General features: G+C 70.6%; 12 protein-coding genes. 3 read left to right on the plus strand and 9 right to left on the minus strand.

Annotated features, from left to right (window positions below):
• Positions 1-9 precede the first annotated feature (9 nt).
• The 6 genes from VF092_06495 to VF092_06520 all read right to left on the minus strand — a co-directional run bounded on the left by VF092_06495 (position 10) and on the right by VF092_06520 (position 14871).
• Positions 10-2079 carry a glycoside hydrolase family 97 protein gene (locus tag VF092_06495; GenBank protein HEX6746929.1) on the minus strand — a complete coding sequence of 690 codons (2070 nt, stop codon included), beginning with the start codon at positions 2077-2079 and terminating at the stop codon, positions 10-12.
• A 96-nt stretch (positions 2080-2175) separates the two neighbouring features.
• The gene (locus VF092_06500; GenBank protein ID HEX6746930.1) at positions 2176-3774 is read right to left on the minus strand and encodes an alpha-amylase family protein; all 1599 of its coding nucleotides are present in this window, start codon (positions 3772-3774) and stop codon (positions 2176-2178) included.
• 121 nt (positions 3775-3895) lie between these two features.
• Positions 3896-5464 carry a RagB/SusD family nutrient uptake outer membrane protein gene (locus VF092_06505; GenBank protein ID HEX6746931.1) on the minus strand — a complete coding sequence of 523 codons (1569 nt, stop codon included), beginning with the start codon at positions 5462-5464 and terminating at the stop codon, positions 3896-3898.
• A gap of 23 nt (positions 5465-5487) precedes the next feature.
• Positions 5488-8463: a SusC/RagA family TonB-linked outer membrane protein gene (locus VF092_06510; protein HEX6746932.1), complete on the minus strand. Its 2976-nt coding sequence runs from the start codon at positions 8461-8463 to the stop codon at positions 5488-5490.
• Between the two features lie 623 nt (positions 8464-9086).
• The gene (locus tag VF092_06515; GenBank protein HEX6746933.1) at positions 9087-11708 is read right to left on the minus strand and encodes a glycoside hydrolase family 2 TIM barrel-domain containing protein; all 2622 of its coding nucleotides are present in this window, start codon (positions 11706-11708) and stop codon (positions 9087-9089) included.
• A 538-nt stretch (positions 11709-12246) separates the two neighbouring features.
• Positions 12247-14871 carry a hypothetical protein gene (locus tag VF092_06520; GenBank protein HEX6746934.1) on the minus strand — a complete coding sequence of 875 codons (2625 nt, stop codon included), beginning with the start codon at positions 14869-14871 and terminating at the stop codon, positions 12247-12249.
• 207 nt (positions 14872-15078) lie between these two features.
• Here VF092_06520 and VF092_06525 point away from each other — a divergent pair, with 207 nt between their 5' ends.
• A complete protein-coding gene (locus VF092_06525) occupies positions 15079-15303 on the plus strand; it encodes a hypothetical protein (protein HEX6746935.1) in 225 nt (74 codons plus the stop codon).
• A 134-nt stretch (positions 15304-15437) separates the two neighbouring features.
• On the opposite strand, the gene VF092_06530 is transcribed toward VF092_06525, so the two are convergent.
• From VF092_06530 to VF092_06540, 3 genes are all read right to left on the minus strand, one after another.
• Positions 15438-15581, minus strand: coding sequence for a hypothetical protein (locus VF092_06530; GenBank protein ID HEX6746936.1), 144 nt, complete (start codon positions 15579-15581; stop codon positions 15438-15440).
• A 529-nt stretch (positions 15582-16110) separates the two neighbouring features.
• Positions 16111-18294 (minus strand): LamG-like jellyroll fold domain-containing protein, encoded by a 2184-nt coding sequence (locus VF092_06535; protein ID HEX6746937.1) that lies wholly within the window; start codon positions 18292-18294, stop codon positions 16111-16113.
• A 34-nt stretch (positions 18295-18328) separates the two neighbouring features.
• Positions 18329-19840: a PLAT/LH2 domain-containing protein gene (locus VF092_06540; GenBank protein ID HEX6746938.1), complete on the minus strand. Its 1512-nt coding sequence runs from the start codon at positions 19838-19840 to the stop codon at positions 18329-18331.
• 975 nt (positions 19841-20815) lie between these two features.
• Here VF092_06540 and VF092_06545 point away from each other — a divergent pair.
• Together VF092_06545 and VF092_06550 are read left to right on the plus strand one after the other, a co-directional pair.
• Positions 20816-22006: a hypothetical protein gene (locus VF092_06545; protein HEX6746939.1), complete on the plus strand. Its 1191-nt coding sequence runs from the start codon at positions 20816-20818 to the stop codon at positions 22004-22006.
• A 773-nt stretch (positions 22007-22779) separates the two neighbouring features.
• Positions 22780-23808 carry a hypothetical protein gene (locus tag VF092_06550; GenBank protein HEX6746940.1) on the plus strand — a complete coding sequence of 343 codons (1029 nt, stop codon included), beginning with the start codon at positions 22780-22782 and terminating at the stop codon, positions 23806-23808.
• Positions 23809-23810: the final 2 nt, after the last annotated feature.

Here is a 23810-nt window from a genome sequence, read left to right on the forward strand (position 1 = left end):
CGCGCATCGTCACGGCGCCGGACGGATGCGGATGGCCTGGCCGCCGCCGGGCGCCAGCACCACGCGCAGCCGCGTCGCGCTGGTCACGTTCTGCCGCGAGATGGCGACGGGGAGCGGGTTGTCGCGCCAGTTGGCGCCGGGGCCGTCGGCGTAGATCTCCGCGACGTAGCGGCGCCCGGGGGTGAGGAAGCCGAGCGGCACGTCGAAGGTGCGCCCCTCCTCGTCGGTGATGGCGCCGAAGAACCAGGTGTCGGCGCCGCGCTGCTTCCGCGCGACGAGGACGTAGTCGCCGATGCGGCCCTGCAGCACGCGCGTGGTATCCCAGTCCACCGCCACGTCGCGGATGAACTGGAAGGCGGGCTGCCCCTCGTAGTTCTCGGGCAGGTCCGCCGCCATCTGCAGCGGCGAGTAGAGCACGACGTACAGGGCGAGCTGCTTCGCGAGCGTGGTGCGCGGCCGCGGCTCCTCGGGGCGGCGCGGCTGGCCGTTGGCGCTGCGGAGGAGCAGGTCGAAGATCCCCGGGGTGAAGTCCATCGGCCCGGTCAGCATCCGCGTGAAGAAGAGGATGGTCTCGTGCTCGGGCGGGTTGCCGCCTTCCCCGCCCCACGCGTTGTACTCCATCCCCCGCGCGCCCTCGCGGGCCATGATGTTGGGCCAGGTACGCCGCTCGCCGGTGTCCTTGATGGGCTCGTGCACGTCCACCATCAGCCCGTAGCGCGCCGCCGTCTCGATCACCCGGCGGTGGTGGCGCACCATGAACTGCCCCTGGTGCGCGTGCCCCTGTTCGGTGTAGTCGCCCACGTAGCCGGTCTTCACCGCGCGCACGCCCACGCGCTGGTACAGCGCCATCGCCGAGTCCAGCTGCCGCTCGTAGTTGCCGATCACCGTGGCCGTCTCGTGGTGGCCGATCAGCGTGAGCCCCTTCTGCCGCGCGTAGGCCGCCAGCCCCGGCAGGTCGAAGTCGGGATAGGGCTGGGTGAAGGAGAAGTTGGCCTTCCCCGTGTTGAACCAGTCCACGTCCCACCCCGTGTTCCACCCCTCCACCAGCGTGCCGCCCAGCCCGTTGGCCGCGGCGAAGTCGAGGTAGCGTCGGGTGTTGGCCGTCGTGGCCCCGTGCTTCGGACCGGAGCCCCAGGTCTGCGTGTTGATGTGCATCCCCCACCAGATGCCGTTGTACTTCATCGGCCTGATCCAGCTGGTGTTCTGGATCCGGCTGGGGGGATTGAGGTTGAGGGTGAGGACGGAGGGCGCCAGGTCCTCCACCCGGTCGGCGAGCTGGAGGGTGCGCCAGGGGGTGACGAAGGGCGCCGTCCCCCGCACCGCCACGCCGTCCGCCCACTTGGCGAGGTACGACCGCAGCGTCCGCCCGCCCTCGCGCGTGTTCACCAGGTACATCCCCGCGTAGTCGACCAGGTTGGCCTCGTGGACGACGACCTGCACGCCGCTGGTCAGCTGCAGCGTCAGCGGCGTCTGCACGCTGTCGAGCCGGCTGATGGGGCCCGACGAGTACAGGCGCTCCTGGCGGTCGGGGTCGCAGCAGGTGGAGGGGATCCACCACGCCCGCCCGTTGTCGGCGAAGGCGAACTCGGTGAGCTCCTCCATCATCTCGAACTCGCGGAAGCCGGCGCTGTCCGACACCTCGTAGCGGAAGCCGAGCCCGTCGTCGAACACGCGGAAGACCACGGCGAAGCGGCGGCCGGGCGCCCTGTCCTCCGCGACGCGAACGCGCAGCTCGCGGTGATGGTCGCGCACGCGCGCCACCTCGCCCCAGGGCTGCGTCCACACGGTGTTGGCCGAGTCGCGCGACGCGCCGGTGATGCGCAAGCCGGTGCGCAGCGAGTCACCCCCGCGGAACGCGAACCCCAGCCGCGACGGCATGAGGATGTTCTTCCCGTCGCGGGTGACCGCGTACCAGAGCTGCCCCTCGCGCACGCCCACCGTCACCCGGTTGCGCCCGTCGGGCGAGGCCACGCGCATCTCCTGCTGCGCCACCGCCGGCGACGCCAGCGCGGCCAGTCCCGCGGCCACGGCGATGCGAACCAGCCTCCGCGACGATCTCCCCATCTCCACTCTCCTCATCCCTCGTTCTTTCGTTCGTCTTCGGATTATGCGCGACGATGCGAGTGAACTCGCGGCTACAACGACACGCAGTCCGCCTTCGCGGACTTCAACCGATCACAGCTTCGTCGCGGCGTCGATGGCGATGGCGGTGTTCGCGGCCAGGTTGAGCTGCACCGATCCCGCCGCATCGATGATGATGCTCGTGCCCACGCACGACGCGCCGGTGCGGCCGCCGGTCAGCAGGTCGCAGTACGTCCCCGCGGGGAGGCCCGTCGCCACCGGGGTGGAGACGGCGGCGGCGTTGCGGTTGATCGCCACGAAGCCCTTGTTGCCGCGCGAGAAGGCGATCGCGTTGGCGCCGTCGTCCCACCAGTGATTCACGTCCGTCCCCGCCACCCGCCGGCGGAAGCCCACCATCCGCGCGATGTACGGGTCGCGGTGCTCGCACACCCACTGCCCCACCGCCGCCGTCTCCAGGCTCGCGGCGCAGCTGACGGGGAGCGTCCAACCGTTCGCGTCGCTGGGCGGGCCCATGTCGTTCTGCGCCGGGCGGTTGAACGCGTAGGCGGAGAGGATGGAGGGATAGCCGTAGGGCTGCGCCAGCATCCACACGTTGGCCAGGCGGAAGGTCTGCCCGTCGCGGTAGGAGATGCCGCCCGCGTGCTGCGTGTCGTGGTTCTGCAGGAAGACCACGGCCTTGTCCGACGGCATCAGCCCCCACGCCGCCTCGGAGAACTGGCTCCCCGCCGGGCCGTTGGGGTTGAGCTGGGAGATGCGCTGCCCGCCGTTGCCCAGGAACTTGTCCTGCACCCCGGTGAAGATGAACTCGGTGATGTCGGCCGCGCCGCCGGTCGAGTATCCCTCGCCGAAGTAGTCCTGCGGACGCAACGCCTCGCCCGAGCCGCCGATCACCTCCAGGAACCAGTACGGCAGCGGCCGCCCTTCGCTCGCCAGCGTCTGGTTGACCAGGTCCAGGATCTGGTCCAGCTCCACCTGCTGCATGTGCTTCGCGGCGTCGATGCGGAACCCCGCGACGCCCAATCTCGCCAGGCCGATCAGATAATCCGCGATCTTCTGCCGCACCGACGACGAGCCGGTGTTGAGATCCGGCAGCCCCAGCAGCTCGCAGTCCTGCACGTTGGCGGCGTCCTGGTAGTTCGAGACGCCGCAGATGGGGTGATGGAAGTCGGACTCGGTGTAGAGGCCGGGATAGCTGTACTTGCTGTACGCGGTGCCGTTGCTCCCCGTCCCCGGGCTGGGAAAGTTGGTCATGTGGTTGATGACCGCGTCCACGTAGATCCCCACGCCCACCGCCCTGCACCGGCTCACCATGTCGATGAACTCGACGCGCGTCCCCGAGCGGCTCCGGTCGATGGAGTAGCTGACCGGCTGGTAGCGCTCGCTCCAGTCGTGGTTCGGGGTGATGGAGTGCTCCTGCGGGGGAGAGACCTGGACCGCCGCGAACCCCGCGGGGCCAAGGACGGTCTCGCACTCCGTGGCGATGTCGGTCCACCGCCACTCGAACAGGTGCACGAACACGTCGCCCGCCGCCATGTGCCCGCTGGGGCGATAGGTGGGATCGAGCGACGGCCGCCCCGCCGGCGGCGGCTCCACAGGGGGCGGGGTAATCTCCCCTCCCCCTCCGCCGCCGCACGCGGCGAGCGTGGAGACGAGCAGCGCAGCCAGGATCCAGCGAAATCTCGAAATCACCACGGGTCCTTCAGCTCGGCTGATGCAACCACGCCCCGCAGCGCCGCCGGGGTGCGGCAGCGGCTGCGGGGCGAGGGTGGCGCGGAGGGCGCCCCGAAAGGCGCCCTCCCCGTCGTGCGCGGGCTCAGTAGCCCGCATTCTGGGTCAGGTTGGGGTTGGCCAGCAGCTCCGACGAGGGAATCGGGTACAGGTCGCGGAACGCCTCCGTCACCTTCCCCGGCTTCACGCCGCCCTTCCACTGCCAGATCCCCGCGGTGGTGTACGTGCCGAAGCGGATCAGGTCGGTGCGGCGGTGCGCCTCCCAGAACAGCTCGCGCGCCCGCTCGTCCTTGATGAACGGCAGCGTCAGCTGCGCCGCGGTGATGTTGCCCGTGGCGTTGCCGTAGGCGCGCTGCCGCAGCGCGTTCACGTAGGCCAGCGCCTGCGCCTGCGTGCCGCCCCCGCCGCGCAGGAAGATCTCGGCGTACATCAGGTACGCGTCGGCCAGGCGGAACATCGGGAAGTCGGTGTCGGGGAAGGTGGCGTTCGACCCCGGCTGCCCGCCCGACGTCACGTTCGAGTACTTGGGCGCGCCCACGCCGTCGTTGAAGTTGCCGATGCTGCCGATGTCGTTCGTCTGCCCGCTGGTGAAGAAGAACGCCCCGCGCGCGTCGCCGGCCGAGTACAGGTTGTAGACCTCGGGGCGCACCCGCAGCCCCCACCACCCGCCGTCGATCCCGTAGTTGGCCGAGTTCATGTTGCCGCCCACGGCCGCGTGCACCAGGAAGGTCATCCCGCCCCAGGTGCGCGTGTGCGCGCCGTCCGACGGCACCGCGAACACGATCTCGTCCGACGTGTTGTTGTCGGCCAGGAACAGGTGCCGGTAGCTGGGGTCCAGCGAGTAGGCGCCCGAGCCGATCACGTTCTGCACCGCCACCAGCGCGTCGGCCAGGCGCGGGGTGCCGGTGTACACGCCGGCGTTCAGGTACAGCTTGGCCAGCAGCATGTCCACCGCGCCGCGGTCGGCGCGCCCGTACTCGCCCGCGCCGGCCGCCGGAAGGCTGCCGCGGATGGCGTTCAGCTCGCTGACCACGAAGTTGAACACCTCGGCCCGCGTGCTCTGCGTGGGCGGCGTGGCGCCGATCTGGAAGTCTTCGGTCACCAGCGGCACGTTGCCGAACAGGTCGATCCCGTGCCAGTAGCTGAGCGCCCGCAGGAAGCGCGCTTCGGCGCGGTACTGGTGCACCTGGTTGACCAGGTCGGTGCCGGCGTTGCGCCCCTGCAGCTTCTGGTCGGTGGTCTCGCGCAGGAACTCGTTGACCAGCGACACCTGGAAGAAGATGCGGTAGTACATCGCCGCCAGGAACGGGTTGGCCGCGCCCCACAGCTGCGTGTTCAGCTCGGGGAGCCCGTCGTCGCCCCAGCCGATCACCGCCTCGTCGGTCGGCAGCTCCTCGAGCTGCCAGTACTGGCGCAGGTAGTGGCTGAAGCCCTCGTCGATCCCCTCGATGTCGGCGCCACCGGCGGGGCCCTGCTGCCCCGTCACCTGCAGGCCGCCGTAGATCTTGGCCAGGAACGCCCGGTACGAGCTCGGGTCGTTGAAGATGTTGGAGCCCGTCACCGAGCTCTCGGGCTCGGTGGTGATGTCGGTGCACCCCGCGGCGCCCACCAGCAGGAGCGCCGCCGCGGCCACCGCCGCCGTGCGCAGTCTCATGGTCATCTCTCCTTGCGTTCTCCTCAGAACCCGATGCTGACGCCGGCCGAGAAGGTCCGGGAGCGCGGGTAGATGTTGTTGTCGATGCCGCCGAGACCCGCCTCGGGGTCGACGCCGCTGTAGCCGCTCAGGGTGAACACGTTCTGGATGGTGCCGAACACGCGCATGCTCTGCACCTGGCGCAGCCGCGGGAGCGTGTACCCCAGCGTCAGGTTGTCCATGCGCAGGAACGACGCGTCCTCGACGTACCAGTCGGAGAAGAACTGCGGCTGCACGAAGTTGGTCTCCAGCACCGACGCGTGCAGGTTGATGGGGCCGCTGGCCTGGTTCAGCAGGTTGTACCACCCCTGGCTCGAGGCCAGGTTGTTGTACACGTAGTTCCCCAGGTAGGCGCGCAGCGTGAAGCTCATGTCCAGGTTGCGCCACCCCACCTGCGAGGTGTGCGCCAGGATCCAGGTGGGCGTGGGCGAGTGGAACGGGCGCCGGTCTTCCGAGGTGATCTGGTTGTCGCCGTTCCGGTCCACGTACATGTCGAGCAGGTTGTTGCTGTACACCGGCTTGCCGTTCGAGTCGAGCTTGTGCTCGAACACGAAGAACGAGTTCACCGGCACGTCGGGCTGCAGCACCTGGATGCGGCTCCCCACGCCGCCCGAGATGTTCCCCACCAGGATGCGGTCGCTGGTCGAGGCCAGCGGGTTGATGCTCAGCAGCCGGTTCCTGTTGGTCGACGCGTTGAAGCTGGCGTTCCACGACAGCCCGCGGTTGGCGCCGCGCAGCACCTGCGCGTTCACGCTCACCTCGAAGCCGGTGTTGCGCATGCTGCCGATGTTGGTGGTCACGAAGTTCGACAGGTTCGTCCCCGCGGCCACCGGGATGCGGAAGAGCAGGTCGTCGGTGTCCTTCACGTAGTACTCGAGGCTGCCGGTGATGCGGTTGTCGAACAGCCCGTAGTCGAGCCCCACGTTCCACGAGGTGGTCTCCTCCCACTTGATGTTGGGGTCGACGGCGCTCGGGCGGATGGTGGTGACGAAGGTGTTGCCGAACTGCACCTGGGCGAACTGGTCGCCGTAGGTGTAGGCCGGGGCCCACAGGTAGTCGCCGATGGCCTGGTTGCCGTTGACGCCCCACGAGCCGCGCAGCTTGAGCTCCGACAGCGGCGTGCTCTGCGGGAACCACGACTCCTCGTTCACCCGCCACCCCAGCGCGGCCGCCGGGAAGGTGCCCCACTGGTTGGCCGGCCCGAAGCGCGACGAGCCGTCACGCCGCACGGAAAGGGTGAGGAGATAGCGGTCCATCAGCGTCCAGTTCACCCGGCCGAAGAACGAGGCCAGCCGCGTCTCGCGGGTGAACAGCGTGGGCACGTTCTCCACCGCGGTGGGCACGCCGTTGATCCCCAGCAGATCCGACGACAGCCCGCGCGCGTAGAACGCCGGGTAGTCGCCGTCGGTCGACTGGTACGAGTAGCCCGCCGTGGCGTCCACGTCGCTGTTCAGCCCGCCCAGGCGCTTCTGGTAGGTCAGGAAGGCGTCGACCAGCCCGGTGGTCTCGCTCGGGTTCGAGCGGCTGACGGTGCCGGTGGGGCAGGGCGAGCTGGTGCACGACACCGGGTTCTCGATCTGCGACTGCAGCGTGCTGGGGAAGAAGGAGCGCCGCTCCGACTTGGCCACGTCGTAGCCCAGGCGCACCGTCCCCGACAGCGCCTCGAGGAAGGGCATCTGGTAGCGTGCCTCCACGTCGCCGATGCTGCGGTAGGTCGTTCCCTGGTCCACCACCAGCGCCAGCTCGGCCACCGGGTTGTTCGGCGCCAGCGTGAACGCCGTCTGCTCGAAGAACGACCCCGACCCCGTGCGGATGGACTGCGTGGGATCGAAGTTGGTGGCGCTTCCCAGCACCGCGCCCGGGGTGAAGTCGTCGTTGGTGCGGGCGCCGCGCAGGTTTGCGCGGATGTTCAGCCGGTTGTCGAACAGCCGGTGGTTGTAGTTCAGCGCGGCCGAGGCGCGGTCCAGGCTCGACCCGCGCACCACGCCGTCCTGCTTCAGGTAATTCAGCGACAGGCGGTAGTTCATGTTCTGCCCGCCCGCCCCCGCGATGGCCAGCGAGTGCTCCTGCCCCACGCCGTGGCGCTCCACCGCGGCCCGCCAGTCGGTGCTGGCGTTGCCCAGGTAGGAGACGCGCGACGGCGCGTGCTGCGCCACGGCCGCGCGGAACTGGTCGGCCGTCAGCATGTCGGGCTGGCGGATGATGCTCGAGGTGGAGAACGAGTTGCTGTAGGTGAACTGCGGGCCGCGCGTGGCCCCCGTCTTGGTCTCCACGATGATCACGCCGTTGGCGCCGCGCGAGCCGTAGATGGCCGTCGACGAGGCGTCCTTCAGCACCGTGATGCGCGCGATGTCGTCGGGGTTGATGAAGTTCAGCGGGTTGCGCCCGGCCGACAGGCCGCCGCCCGGCTCCAGCGGCACGCCGTCGACCACCACCAGCGGCTCGTTGCTGGCGTTCACGCTGGTGCCGCCGCGGATGCGGATGCTGGTGCCGCCGCCGGGCTCGCCCGTCGTGACCACCTGCACGCCGGCCACCTTCCCCTGCACCAGCTGCTCGGGAGAGACCACGCGGCCGGTGTTGAACTCCTCGGCGCCCACGGCCTGCACCGAGCCGGTCACGTCGCGCACCCGGCGCTCGCCGTAGCCGATGGCCACCACGCCGGTGAGGGCCACGGCCGAGGGCTGGAGGGTGAAGTTGGCGGTGGCCGTCTGGCCGGCCGCCACCGTCACCGCCTGGGTCGAGGGCGCGTGCCCCAGCACGGTGGCGGTCACGCGCTGCGCGCCCGCGGGCGCGTTCAGCGTGTAGCGCCCGTCGGGCCCCGTCACCGCGCGCGCCGAGGTGCCCGCCACCGTGACCGTGGCCCCGGAGAGCGCGCGCCCGCCGTCGGCCGAGGTGACGCTGCCGGTGACCTGCCCCGTTTGTGCGTACAGCGGACCGCCGGCGCATAGCGCGGCGATCATGCTCACGAATACTGTCCGCCTCATCATGCATCCTCCAAGGGGGGTGGATCGGGCAGCCCGGCCGGGCTGCGGAAACGGTGGTGCGCGAAGGGTGGGGGCACCCGCGCCGGGCGGTGCCTGCCGGGCCGCTTCGCGCCGGCGCCCGGATGGTGGATCCGGGGCCGCGGCCCTGTTTGTCAAGACTCCCAACAAATTCGAGGCGACGATGCCCCCGTTCTGTCCCTGGGCTCGGGGCCGCGGGATCGGGAGGGCGCGCGCTAGTTTGTTAACGAAACCGACAAATTGCGCTCGACGCTGAGGTGACTCGCGGCTGCTCGAGCCGGCCAGCGGACCGTCCGGGTGTGCGGGTAGGGATTCCTGCGACGCGGTCGTTACGGGTTGAATCGCCCATATCGTAATCATGTGACATGTGCGTGTCAACAACATTTCGCCCGCACGGGGGCCCATAAATCGTTGCCCCGCCTGTGTAAACGTTTCCACTCCAGACCTCCCGCCGCGGGCCCGCCAGTCTCATTTCGGGAGAGGCGATCGGGGGATTCTCACGCAGAGGGCGCAGAGGACGCAGAGGAAGAATTCGACGATTCAGTGATCCCTCTGTGCCCTCTGCGTGAGACCTCTTTCGATCAGCCGGGGCGGAAGGGCTCGCGCGCGCTCCCGGGCGGGGCGCTGACGGGGATGCGGATCTTCTCCGTCCCCTCGTCCAGCGCGACGACCACGCGGCCGCCGGAGACCAGCGCCGCCCGCACCTTCGCCGCGCCGGCGACGGGGGCGCGGTAGAGCGGCGATCGCGCGGTGGGCGCGCTCCCGTCGGCCGTGTAGCGCAGCTCGAACCTCGGCGTCGCGCCGGACGTCACCGCGCTGGCGCCGAGCACGCGCACCTCGCCGCCGCGGCGGACGACGGAGAGCGCGAACACTGCACCGGGCGCGGCGCCGGGCTCCGTCTGCGCCAGGATGCTGGCGATCCCCTCGTCCGTCGCGAACGGGTTGGCGCCGACCAGGGCCATCCCGCCGGTCGCGCCGAACGCCACGTTCTCCCACGCGTCCGCCACGATCGTCCCCGCCATGTCGCGCAGGGCGGAGTGGCAGAAGAGCACGTCCTTCGCCTCGCGCGCGTGCGGCGCGCCGGCGACGTCGATCTCCAGGCTCATCCGCGCGACGGGGCCGGGCGTGCGCACCGTGTGGCGCGCCATCTCCCGTCCCCCGACGAAGCCGACCGCCTCCAGCGCGCCCGGGGTGAATCTCCCCAGGCGGAAGGTGAAGGGCGGGTGCGCCAGGTGCGCGCTGATCCGGTCGCGGTCGGGCCGGCGCCGCTCGATCGCCCGCCCGTTCAGCCGCAGCTCCACCTCGTCGCAATTGCTGAACACGCGCACGTCCGCTGGCGACGCGGGCGTCCACTCCGTGGCGATCCACACCATCGGCCCGGAATCGGCGTTCGCCAGGCGCTCGAGCGCGTCGCGCTGGCTGCGGAAGAAGCGGTACGAGTACTTCGGCAGGCGAAAGATATCGGCGCAGCCGGACGACTCGATGTCGGGGGAATACCCCCGGTTGTAGTCGTACATCACCCACAACCCGTCGGCGAAAGCGGCCGTGGCGCGGTTGTCGTTGTGCGCCTCCTGGAAATTCGTGGCCTGCTGCAGCATCGCCCGCTCACCCTGCCAGCGCAGCTGCCGGCTGTTGCTTTCCGCGGGCGTAAGTCCCTGCCACGACTCCTGGTTCAGCCCCGCGGTCATCGCGTAGTACTCCCAGTCGCCGTACTCGCTGACCACGCAGGCGGGCTCCGTCTCCCTGGTACATCCCCCGTGCTGGCGCGCCTGGATGAACACGTCGTAGCCCTTCATCCACCCGCAGGTGAAGCACTGGTCGCCGGGATACTCCTCGTGCGCGATGGCGTGCGTGCGGCGGATGAACTCGGGCGGCATCGCGGTCTCGTTCAGCGACACCTCCCACATCACCACCGACGGGCGGTTGCGATCGCGGCGCACCAGCTCGCGCGCGTTGCGATATTGCAGCTCGGTGAACGCCGGGTCGGGGCCGAAGTACTGCCAGCCGGGGATGCAGTTCATCACCACGATCCCCAGCTCGTCGCACGCGTCCATGAACGCCGGCGAATGGGGATAGTGGGAGAGGCGGATGTAGTCGAACCCGGCGTCCTTGATCTTCCGCGCGTCGCGGTGCTGCGCCGCCTCGGGGACGGCGTAGCCGACGTACGGGTATTCCTGGTGGCGATTGGTCCCGCGCAGGAACATCCGCTCGCCGTTGATGCGGAACCCCTCGCGGGAGATCTCGATGCGCCGGATGCCGATCCGTGTCTCCTCCGCGTCGACCGCGTGTCCGCCCTCGACGATCTCCGTGCGCAGCGTGTAGAGGTTGGGCGCGCGCGGCGACCAGAGGCGCGGCTGGGCGACCTCGATCTCCTGCACCACCTCCGTCTCCCCCGCCCCGCGCAGCGTCACCGCGTCCGACGTCTCCATCGCCGCCGCCGCGCCGTCCCGCCCGACCAGCGTTGCGCGGACGCTGAAGGTGCGCGGCGCGGAGCCGTCGTTGCGCATGTGCGTCCGCACCCGCACGGTCGCCGAGCCTTGGGAGACGCGGGGATAGGTGACGAAGACGCCGCCGCTCGCCGGCCGGTCCGCGAGGATGGGGTCGGTGATGTGGAGCGGGTCCTTGGCGACGAGATGGACGTAGCGGTAGAGCCCGCCGTAGGTGTTGAAGTCGAGGAGATGCAGCGGCTTGGGGCCGGTGACCGGGTTGTCGCGGTCGTCCAGCCGCACGGCGAGCACCGCGTCCCGTCCCGGGGTGATGCGGTCGGTGATGTCCAAGACGAAGGGGAGGAAGCCGCCGAGGTGGCGCCCCAGCGGCCGCCCGTCGAGATAGACGTCGGCCACGTTCATCGCCGCCTCGAACTTCACCCACACCCGCTTGCCCGCGAGCTCGGGGGTGATCCGGAGGGTGCGGCGGTACCAGCAGGTGCCCTGCCACTGGTACGTCGGCGAGCCCGGCGGGCCCGTGACCAGTGCCTCGACGCGCGCGGTGTGCGGCAGCGAGACGCGCTCCCACGCGCGGTCGTCGAACCCCGGCGCCTCCGCGCCGGCCGCCTCGCCGCGCAGGAAGCGCCAGCCGGTGTCCAGCCGCCACGCGCCGCCCGGCGGGGAGGCGATCCGTGCCGCCGCGGAGAGCCCGTTGTGGTCCAGCATCGCCGCGGCGCCCGCGGCCGCCACGGTGCGGATGAAGTCTCGACGCCTCATGCTCCCCATTGCGGAAAATCCACTCGGTGGGCCCCGTCTCCATCGTGGCGATTCCATGCCATGGAGCGTAGCCGAAGATCGCCAACTGCGTTCATCAGGGGGATGGGTGCAGGGCCGGCGCACGTGCGTATCCGCCGCTTCCCGTCCTGGACGGGGCTGGCTCCTCTCGCATGCCCAGACTCCGATTCGCCGCACTCGCCCCTCGGCGCCGGGGCGATACCCTCCCTCCCACAACGCACGGAATACTTAAGCGAATACTTAACTATCATCTCCGTGTCGCAGCACCCCACGCCCTGAGCATCCACCGGGCGTTCCGCGCCGGGTGCCGCGATGAAGATCCGACTCGGCCGCACGCCGGCGCTATGGAGAGGGCCGTTCTCTCGCCATCCTCGCAGAGCCTGCCCGTCATTCAGGGACACGCACCGGACGCTTGCCGGCACCGCAACCACCCGATGACGCAGTTGAGAGAACTTCGGCCCGCACGTGAGTTGTGGCGAAGCGGATGAGCTGCGTCCGGGAGTTCGAGCCGGATTCCCGATCAATCGAACACCAGCGTTACCGACTCCACCTCGACGCCGTACTCGCCGCGGCGGATCTCCACGCCCGGCTCGCGGCGCAGGGAGAGCTGCAGCCGCTCGACGTCGGGGAGGTGGATCGAATCCCCCGCCCCACCCCGCCCCGCGGCCGGGCCCACCCAGTAGTTCCACGTCCCCGGGTAGCCCATCGGCAGCTTCACCCCGCGCGCGGCGTGGAATTCGGAGATGGGGATCGTGAGCTCGCGCCACGTGGTGTCCGGCGACACGGCCGCGCTCCAGCTGGTACCGTCCTTCTCCATCAGCGTGAGGTGCAGCCGCTGCCGCGCGCCGATGCCGCGCAGCCGCACGCGCACCCCCGTCGCCCGTGCCGCCGTCTCGCCGCGGCTGGCGATGAGGTCGCGGACCACGAGCGACGCGGTGTAGTCCTCCGGATCGTAATCCCCCACGCGCACGGGAAGCTCGAAGTGGAACGCCGGCTCGCCCGACGCCGCGGAGGGGACGATGCGGAAGATCCCCGTGCGCCACCCGTCGCCGATACGGCTGAACGCCATCCGCGGCGCGTCCTGGGCCGGGAAGAAGAGCCGCAGCGGCGTCTCCGGGCGCACCAGCGTCGTCGTCCACATCTGCTCGGTGTGGAAGTCCCAGTCCCACGGACGCCGGCGCACGCCCTCGGGGAAGGTCGTGGTCGAATCCCCCGAGCGCACGCTGATCAGATAGTCGTGCGGCCCCGCGCCCAGCGAGTCGGCGGGGATGACGGCGCGGTAACCGTATGCGCCCTCCGCGCGCATGGGGAAGCGCTGGAACCAGCCCCTCCCCGCCGGCCGCACCCAGAGAAGGACGGAGTCCGGCCGCGCGTCCGACACCACCCGCGCCCCGATCTCCACCGGCCGCCCGGCGAGGTACTGCGGCCGCGCGGCGGGGATGACGCGGACGGGGAGCGGGTCCGGAGCCGGCGCGTGGAACTCGTCGAAGCGCACCTGCTGCCCCACCGTCGCCGGGAGCGAGGCGCGGTCGACCGGCCCGCGCGCGGAGAGGACGTAGACGCCCGGGCGGACGGTGAATCGCCCACGCTCCGCGCGCGACGCCTGGGGATTTCCGCGGGTGATGGGCTGGATGGAGAAGGAGGGACCGAGATCGGGGAGATCGACCGTCATCGGCCAGGCGCGGTAGATGGCGCGCGTGACGATCTTGTCCACCCGCTGCATCTCGAACGGATCGTCCACGTCCACCGCGTCGGGATACACCTCCAGCCGCCAGACGCCCTCGCGCACGCGGTCCAGGAAGTAGATGCCCTCGCCCTCGTACCGCACCACCGGCGACGAGCCGTAGCCGGCCACGCGCGTGAGCCGGCGCGCGTCCGGCGGCGTGGTGCGCGTGCTCCCCGCGTAGAGGAAGGCGTCCGGCGCGGCCAGCTCGCTCAGGTTCTCCTCGTAGCTGACGTGGAACGGGCCGAACCTCGTGTTGCCGGGATACGCGCCGTAGTCGCCACCGCGCGGCAGGCGGCGCATGGCCTCGGCGGCGACGACCGCGCTCATCGCCTTGCGCGGCGTGTAGACCAGGTTCAGCCGGTGCGTCTGCCACCCCAGGTTGCGCGACGACGTCACCAGCATGTCGTACGCGAACATCGCCGCCAGCTGCACCCCGCCCTGCCGGAAGGTGCGCACCATCGCGGGATACATGTAGCCCGCCGTCATGTCGGCCGAGTCGAACTCGTAGACCAGCCGCGGCCGCCCGGCGAGCTCGGTCATCCCGAACGCGGGATACTCGTCCACCGTGCGGAGGTAGTTCCCCTGCAGCTCATGGCCGGAGTTCAGCCCCGTGGGATACCAGCCGAAGCTCGCCCCCTGCACCGTCGAGCGCCGGATCGCCCCGGCGATGCGGAAGTCCTGGCTGACGTTGTGGAAGAGGATGGCGCGGCTCCCCGTGCTCCGCACCGCTGCGGCCAGCGCGTCGATGTAGCGCACCGATCCCGCCAGGTCCTCGGGGTGATGGAGGGGCTCGTTGATCATCTCGATGAAGAGGATCGACGGCTCGTCCTTGAGCGCCACGCCCGTGTACGGATTGACGTGGTTCAGGATCTGGCGGAGATAGTTGACCTGCGCGGCGATGGCGGCCGAGTCCGTCCCCAGCCGGTTCTTCGGCGTGTGCGCCGCGAAGCCGGGGAAGGAGTCGCCCTGCGCGTCGGGCCAGCCGGCGTCGTAGGTGTGGATGGGGTTGAAGAGGAGGTAGATCCCCCGCTCGCGCGCGCGGGCGACGAGGTAGTCGAGCAGGTCCAGGTGGTCGTTGGGGATGAGGTTGCCGGCGCGGTCGGAGTTCTGCCAGTCGCCCCAGAACGCCAGCCGCATCCCGTTCCACCCCATCCGCGCGAAGTGCGCCACGTCGTCGTCGATCACGCGCTTGCGGTCGCGCGTGAGATATCCGGCTGCGCGGTAGTCCGACGACGACGCGATGGCGTAGTTCGCCCCGAACAGCGCCACCTCCTCGCGCGTGTCCTGCCACCGGATCACCCCCTCGTTGTCGACGAAGACGCGGCGGAAAGTCTGAGGAGGCGACGCGGTGCGCTGGGCGGCGGCGGCCGGAGCGGCGAGCAGGAGCAGCAGCGGCAGGAGGCGCAGCAGGCGCGGCATCTCGTCGGGAAGGCTCGGGTGTGATCGCGGAAACGATGGGTCCGACGATGTAGCCCGGCGGCGTGAACCCCGTCAAGCAGGCCCGGAGGACGCGCGGCAGGTGGATCTCCATCCGGGAGATCGAGGGTCGTTGCGCCCTCGATTTATCCCCGGCACATTTGAGCCTTCCCACGATAGGTGATCTCACCCCGCGACGAGGAGGGGCCCATGATCCGGCTGACCATCGACTCCCTGACGGTGACGTCGTTCGTGACGCAGGAAGCGTCGTGCGAGTGCCCCGAGCAGATCTGCACCGGCGACATCAGCACCTGCCCGCGCACCAGCGACGAGGTGGGCTGCCCCTGCACCGCCGACATCACCGGCTGCCCCGACACCGCCGTCGTGGGCTGCGAGTGCTGCACGGCCGACATCAGCACCTGCCCCCGGCCCTGAACCGGGTGCCCGAGCGTGGCCGTCACCGCGAAAGACGGCTCGACAGTTCGGGTCCCCGGTCATGCGACGATGACGAACGGCCGCCCGACACATCTGCGTCGAGCGGCCGCCGATGTACTGCAGGAACGCGTGGATCAGCAGTGCGGCCCCACCGTGGGCGGATCGCAGAGCGGCGTACGCAGGGCGTTGGCTGCCGTCCCGGCGTCTTCCCGCGGCTCCGCCGTGGCGGCGAACGCCTCGACGCGCAGGCTTTCCGGGTTCGGCGTCAGCTTCTCCATCCGGGCACCTGGGGAACGAGGTGGATTACGCACGGCTCCTGCTCAGAGGCACAGGTCGGTTTGCGGACACCCGAAACGCGTGCAGTCGTGGCACGTCTGCGCTCCCTGCGTGATCATCTCGTGCGCGGCCACGGTCCCGCGCTCCCGGGCAGGGGGTCCGCCGCGAACGAGTCGATCCGCAGGGCGTCGACGTCTAGGCACAGCTTCGTCACGATGCCTCTCGTTGGATAGAGTGGATGGATCGCACCGCCTTCTCCGCCCCTCTCGCGGGGTCGAGCCGCCCTGCGGGACGACGCAGAGTCGAGAAGCACCCTTCCGGAGCCGCTCAGATCATCGCCTCCGTGCACCGCGAACACCGCCGGGTCGCGCCGGTGGACGAAGAGCCCCGGTCCGTAGGCGACCCCCTCGGTAACGCTGGCGCGGGCGCGCGCATCGCTTCGATCGAGGCGCGGGAGAGGACGGACGCCGCCGCTTCGGCCCGGTGCCCCCGGTGCCGGACGCCGAGCGGCGCGTCCGGCGAACCTGCCCGCTAATGCGCGCGCATGGCGACCTTGGGAACGTAGTACCAGCAGGCGTTGCTGTGGTCCTGGTTGACGATGTCACCCAGCAGGTACACGCGGTCGTTGAACACGGTGGTTCCCTGCACGGGGCGCGGGAACCAGGGGGACGAGGCATAGAGCTGCGTCCACGACACTCCGTCCGCCGTGCTCCACATGTCGCCCAGCTCGCGGCTCCCGGTGCTGGTGCCGCCCATCAGGAGGAGCATTCCGCCCGCGATCTCCACGTTCGGCCCGAAGCGCGAGGGCCAGGGCGGCGTGGGCGCCGCCGTCCAGGTGACGCCATCCGCGCTGGCCCACGCGTCCTGGGTGCCGTTCCCCACGTTCGAACCCCCGAACAGCCACAGCTTCCCGCCGAACACCGCCGAGCCCCCCGAGTCGCGCGGGCTCCAGGCCGCCGAACTGGTGGCGCGAGTCCAGCTCGCCCCGTCGGCCGACCACCACACGTCGTTGTAGACGTTCCCGGCGCGGTCGCTGCCGCCGAACACCCAGATCTTCCCCCCGAACACCTCTGCGCACAGCCCCGAGCGCGGCGTCCACGGTGCGGCCGCCGTGGCGCAGGTCCAGCTCTCCCCGTCCGGTGACCACCACACGTCGTTCCAGTCGGCGCCCACGCTGCTCCCGCCCAGCAGCCACATGCGCTCCTGGAACACCACGCCCGCCGCGCCCCCCCTCCCGGCCCAGGGCGCCGCCGTGGTGGCGGTGCTCCACAACACGCCGTCGGACGAGCTGTAGACCACGTTCTGGTACTGCCCCGCCATGGCCCAGATCTGCCGCTGGAAGGTGAGCACCACCGGCAGGTTCCGCGACATGCCCCCGGGCGTGGCCAGGAACCACCCCGGCGGCCCGGGGGTGTCGACCCACCCCGCGTTCACCAGCGTGCCGTTGGCGGGGTTGGGCGCCCGGTCGAACACCTCGAGGCCGGCCCCCTCGTCCAGCGGCCAGTAGCCGGCCAGCCCGTTCTCCGAGCCGGTGATCGGCTGCTGGATGTACTTCACCACCTCGCCGGCGCTGAGCGCCCGCCGCCAGATGGCCAGCGACCGCACGCACGCCTGGGCGTAGCGCTCCGACCCGTCGCCGCGCGCGCCGATCGCCCATCCGGCCGGCACCGTGATCGCACCCGTGCCCGCGGGCGACTGGGCCACCTGCACGCCGTTGCGGTACAGCGTCCAGTTGGCCCCGTCCCAGGTACCGCACAGGTGCACCCACTGCATGATGTCTTCCGGCGGCACCGTGTACTGGGTCACGTAGTCGGTCCCGTTCCACGAGCCCACCTGGTAGCGCCCGTCGAGGATGCGAAAGTACACCTCGGCGTTGGGGTTCACCGTGTAGCCGTGCGCCACCAGGTTGTGGAGCCCCGCGGTGTTGTGCGGCATCACCCAGGCCATCAGGGTGATGGCACCCGAGAAGTTGAGCTTGGCGGGGTTGCCCAGCGACACGTAGCCGGGGCGCGGCGTTTTGGGCAGCACCAGGGTGGCGGGCAGCGGCTGCGTGGGCACGAGCCAGGCGGCGTGCACCACCCGGCCGTGGTTGGCGTTCCCCGAGCGGTCGTCGGCCACCGTGCCGCTCCCGTGGTCCAGCGCCCAGAAGCCGGCCAGCCCCGCGTCTCCGGCGGCGGGCGGCGCGTACATGTCGGCCGCCACCTGCGGCGCGGTGCGCGCGGTGCTCCACAGCGCCACGTTGCGGATCATCCCGTAGAAGAAGCGCTCGCTGCCGCCACCCCGCGCGCCGATGGCCCACTCCGCGCCCACCGCCACCGCGCCGGTGCTCTCGGGCGACCGGGCGACCTGCACCCCGTTGCGGTACAGCGTCCAGGCCGAGCCGTCGAAGGTTCCGCACAGGTGCACCCACTGCCCCACGTCTTCGGGCGGCACCGCGTACTGGGTGAAGTGGTCGCTCCCGTTCCACGACCCCACCTGGTACCGTCCATCGAGGATGCGCAGGTACAGCTCTCCGTCCGGGGAGCGCGTGTAGCCGTGCGCCACGATGTTCTGCAGCCCCGCCGTTCCGTTGGGGCGGATCCACGCCTGCACCGTGATGGTGCCGGTGACCGCGAGCGACGCGGGGTTCCCCAGCGACACGTACGACCCGGTGCCGTCGAAGGACAGGCACACGGGGTAGCCGACGAAGGGCGGGTTGACGATGGTTCCGGGCATCGATGATCTCCTGGCCTGGGTGCCGGCGGGCGGCTCAGTGGGGGTTGATCGGCGCGATGCTGTCGCCCCACGACCCGGCAGGGCTGCCGTCGCTCACCAGCCAGGTGTTGATTCCCTGGCGGTCGTAGACCTGCTGCCCGTTCACGGTGATGCGGATGCCGTCCAGCAGCCACGCGTCGTCGCCGAACAGGTTGGAGTGGGCGTCGATGTCGTAGCTCTTGCTGATGGTGAACTTCGCGATGTCTTCAACGTTGAGCCCCTGGGGGTCCAGCGTGTATTCCCAGTCGGAGTTCGCCTCGAAGTCGTTCCAGAAGCTGCTCACCTCCTGGCTGGGCATGCGGCCGTCCTTGCCGATGCTGAAGTACACCTTGTCGTCGGTGCCCGCACCGTCGCCCCGCCACCACGAGTAGACCTTGTTCCCGGTCTTGATCTTCACCTTCAGCGAGGTGACCGGCGTGGGCGGCGCCTGCGGGCTGGCCACGTTCACGATCGGCGCCTGCAGCAGGAGGTAGCGCTGCTGGGCGTTCAGCACGTTCCCGGGGAGCCGGGTGAACATCAGGTTGCCGCTGACCTGCCGGGTGAGCGGAGGCTCGGGCTGGCCGGGCGGGGGGATCGTGAGCGCCGCGTCGCACTCGGCCTGGGTGCAGGCGCCCGAGACGATGCACGGTGCGTCGAGGCACGCGGAGCGGTGGGTGAGCCCCAGGTAGTGCCCCACCTCGTGCGCGATGCGCCGGCCCAGCCGCACCGCGTCGCCGTCGGGGCCGTCGGGGTTGCGCACGTTCACGAACACGCAGGTGTAGGGCGACATGAATCCCTGGGGCCCGGGGAGCATCGAGAACCCCTGCGCGCCCGGCACCCTGATGTCGATCTGCTCCACCACGAACACGTTGATCGCGCCGGCCGAGGCGTTGGCGCTGACCAGCGCCGAGGTGGCCGCGCTGTACAGGTCGGAGGTGAGGGTCTGCCCCGGGAGGTAGTGCACCGACGAGGCGACGATCTGCAGCTGCGCCTGCTGGAACACCGAGGTGCCCAGGTACGCGATCGCGTCGCGCAGGAGCGTGGTGTAGCGCCCGCGCCAGTTGCTCCCCACGTAGAAAAAGTTGACGGGCACCGAGTAGGTGTGCGCCCCCGGTACGGTCATGGCGTCTTCGGCGCGCTGGCAGATCCGCACCGTGCAGTCCGCCGGCGCAAGGCCCGCGGCTCCCACGTTGCTGAAGTTGACGCGCGCCTCCCAGGTGCCGCTCACGTTGGCCGCGAGCGCGGTGTTCGCCGGAACGGTGGCGGCCACGTACCCCTGGCTCAGCCCCCCGGCGTACATCTTCATGTCGTCGTACAGGTACGGCTGCCCGTCGGTGGGCACGCGCGCGTTGTTGGGCCCCCGGAGCTGCAGCTGCAGGTAGCCACCACCGGGAAAGCGGCTGACGTCGTACCACACGTGGAACGAGAACGCCTGCACGTTCGCGGGGATGGTGAAGCTTGCCTTGCTGATGTTGTTGATGTCCAGCGGCGGCAGGGAGAGGCTGGTGACGATGCTCAGCGTGGACACGACGTGCTCCTTCCCCATCGAAAGTGATACGGAAGACCGTAGCAGTGGGTCGCGATGATAACCCCCGGCGCCTTTGTCGCGCAAGGGAAAATCGTCAGATAGAGGTAGAGCTCTGGCGGCTTCACGCCGGGGCGACCGAGCGAGCCCGGCGCACGTCCGCGAGCTCTTGCAGGGCCCGGGACGGGTTGCCATGACGAGTCCTGCCTCGCGTGGTGCCTCGGCCGAGCGGTCAGCGATCGCTCCTCACCCGGGGCTCGAATGCAACGTGCCGTACGGGTCCGCCTTCCAGCGATATGCGGTAGAACACGACGGTGTCCGGGCCCGTCCCGTGGCGCGACCCGGAGTCGCTTCGCGCCAGCCGCTTCGATCCCCGACGAGACGCGCAATCTCGCGACCGCATGAGGCGTGGCAACTCCCGGCGAGCGGAAGGCGCTTCTCGACGACCGGGTTCTCGACGTCTGGATTGCCGTCCAGCACGTCGAAGGAAAACACCGGGTCCGCAGCGCCCCCATCCCCTCACTCCCCTCTTTCCGCCTCCCCTCCATTCCCGAAACACCGGCCAACCCCGGGAAGAAAACGACCGGCGTACCCGGGCGGATTCCCGCTCCGGTTCGGTTCGCCATGCAGTCACCCCCCGTTCCCAAGCCTCGAAAACGCAAGACTTCGTTGACTTCGTCGCTGGCGCGAACCATCGTGCAACCGCGTAGACCTGCCCAGGGCTACGCTCGGTCGCCCGTCCGCGCGACCGCTTCCGCGCAACCCCTCCAGATCGCAGCGCGGCCATGCCTCCCCGGCTGTCCGGCTCGAAGCGCGCCACCCCCGGCGCAGCCGCGTCCCCGCGGCCTCGCTTCGCGCCCGACCGCGCCCGCTCTCCTCCCCTCCGCACGCGCATGCGCCCGGCAGCACCCTGCAGTCCTCCGCGGCTGCCGGCGCCAGCTTCGCGGATCGCAGTCCACCCAGAGGAAGGAGGACGAAATGCAATCTCATCATAGACATACGGCAATTCGCCTGGCCGTCGGGTTCCAGGCGCTGCTGGCCGCGGCGGCGGCGCCGTCCGCGCTGGCCGCCCAGGAGCAGCTGCGCACCACGAGGGTGGGAACCCTCAGCGGCGAGGTGGTGGAGCTGAACCTGCCGGCCGACATCCGTCCCGGCGACCAGATCTCGGGAACGGTGGTGGTTCCCGAAGAGGCCGGGCGGCGGCCGAGCGCGACGCTGCAGGGCGCCGTCGTCGAGGTGCAGGGCCGAAGGAGCGCCGTGCGCGACCGCGTCTTCGCGTTCGCCGTCCCCGCAGGCGCGGCGGCGTTCGCGCTGCTCCTGAAGGACGGCTCGGGACGCGCGATCGGCGAGACCTCCGTGCCGGTGAGTCCGTCGCTGGTACCGCCCGGCCAGCCTTCGCGCGGGGCGATCAGCCGAGCGAGCCTCACCCCGCCCGCGACGCCACGTCCGGGGAACTTCGCGCCGATGTACTACGGGCAGCCGGGCCGACCGGCGACCGTCACCGGCAACTTCGACGGCGACGTGGCGAACACGCGGGTGAGCGTCGGCGGGAGGCCAACCCAGCTGATCGCGGAATCGCCCCGCGCGCTGTTCTACGAGGTCCCCCAGGACGCTCCGTCCGGCCGCACCACGCTGGCGGTCGAGGAACGCGGCGTCCGCGAGGAGTTCCCGCTGCAGGTGACGAGCGTCGCCCTCACCGCGGCGAAGACGACCCTGCTGCGCGGGGAGAACGAGGACGTCCACGTGGTGGTGAGCGGGCTCGAGAACCTGGAGCTGGGGAGGGACAGCTTCCGCGTGGAGCTGACGAACCTCTCCCCGCAGACGGTGCGCTTCCGCGACGCGCCGGGGACGGTGCTGACCCGGCAGATCGCACCCGCCGACGTGCGGGCGGGCTCGTACAGCTTCGACGCCGGGATCACGGGGCTCTCGCCGGGGGGCTACACCCTGCAGGCCACGCTCGCCTCGGGCACCTGCCGCGAGTGCTGGAAGGCGTACGAGGACTGCACCGCCGCCGCCGATGCCGAAGAGCAGCAGTGCTACAAGGACTGCGATAGGACGAACGGGGGAACTACGTGCTACCTGGCCTGCAGCGCCGCCGCCCGGCTGCAGGAGACCGAGTGCTTCACCGCCTACACCGGCTGCATGAGAAGGAAGCTCCTCGGTCTGTAGAGGGCGGACGCCTTCTCAACGGTGGAGAACAAGACGAGGGAGCGGCGCGCCGCTCCCTCCGTGCGTTACAAGGGACGACCGGCGGCCGGGCGTCGGCGCTCGCCGCGTTCGACGTCGCCCAGTCCAGCAGCAGCGTCTTTGCCGCGTCCGGGCGGACCGGAGAAGATCGCGGAGCGGCCCTCGGCCACCGGCCCGGGGGCCGGGGAGGGTACCGCGCATCTGGAGCCTGACTGTGGTCAGGAAGGTGAATTCGAATTCCTCGATGGTGCGTAAGTATGGGAAGCGCGCCTTGCGTACCGAGCGGGTGATACGGGCCTCGGCGCGGTGGGCGATCCCCGCGGCGGCGAGGATCTCGGGGAGGTCTCGGTCGCTCATCCCTCGGCCTCGCCCCGTGTGGCGAGCGCCGGGGAGGGGCGGCGCGGCCGGGGGGCCGCACCGGCTCCGCCACCCGCCGAAACGGTTGGCGTCTCGACTCTCGTCGAGCCGCAGCCGCAAAGCCGTTGCGTTTTTCGGCGAGAAATGATTAGTTTTTCCAGGCGACAGGCAACGTCACCCCCTTGCCGCGTCGAACGTTACGCGCCACCGCGCGTACGGTCTCGCCGGAGGGAGACAAACGGCTTCCCCATCGAGAGCGGAACGGCCAGCGCCCCGGCCCGGAGCCGGGTCGCCGTCCGGCCGGACGCCGCGGCGCTCGCGCGGCCGCCGGCGCCGGAGATGAGCATCCCGAGAAGGTGCTGCCCGACTTCCCCCCGCCACCCAACGGATCGCACGCAATGACGCTGCACGCCGAGCCCGCACCCGGTCTCCTCCGGATCCCCGACATCGCCCTTCGCCCGGACGCGGCGCGGACCCGGCACGTCCTCTCCATCCTCGACCTGTCGCCCGGGGAGGTGCACTACCTGGCCCGGCGCGCCGTGCGGATCAAGCACGCCCCGACCGCCCCCGACACGCTGCGCGGCCGCACGGTGGGCGTCTACTTCCGCAAGACGTCCACCCGCACCCGCACCTCCTTCGTGGTGGGCGCCGGTCGGCTGGGGGCCACCGTGGCCACCTTCGGCCCGGGCGACCTGCAGACCAACACGGGCGAGACGCTGGAAGACACCGCCCGCACCTTCGCCGGGTACCTGGACGTGCTGGTGATGCGCACCAACGAGAGCGTGGACGAGATGAAGACCTTCGCCGCGCACCCGGGGATGTCGGTGGTCAACGCGCTCTCCTCGGACGAGCACCCCACGCAGGCGCTCGCCGACCTGGCCACCCTGCTGGAGCACTTCGGGCGGCTGGAGGGGCTCGACCTGCTCTACTGCGGCGAGGGGAACAAGACCGCCGCCGCGCTGGCGCTGGCGCTGAGCCGCATCCGCGGGACGCGGCTCACCCTGGCCACGCCCGAGGGGTACGGCCTCGACCCGCGGAAGCTGGCTATCGCGCGGGCGCAGGCCGCCGAGTCCGGCGCCACGGTGGAGGAGACACACGACGCCGGTTCCCTCCCGCGCGGGGTGGACGCGGTGTACACCAGCCGCTGGCAGGAGATGGGGGTGGAAAAGCCGGACCCCGAGTGGACGACCCTCTTCCGGCCGTTCGCCGTCACCCGGGCGCTGATGGAGCGGGTGTCGAAGCCGCGGGGGACGGTGTTCCTTCACGACCTTCCCGCCGTGCGCGGCGAAGACGTGGACGACGAGGTGCTCGACGGGCCGCAGAGCCTGGCCTGGGTGCAGGCCCAGCACAAGATGTGGAGCGCCATGGCGGTGCTGGAGTGGTGCGGCGCGGGCGTCGTGGACGCCGAGATCTCCTCCCCCTCCTGAGC

This window comes from Longimicrobium sp., assembly GCA_036377595.1.
Taxonomy (GTDB): domain Bacteria; phylum Gemmatimonadota; class Gemmatimonadetes; order Longimicrobiales; family Longimicrobiaceae; genus Longimicrobium.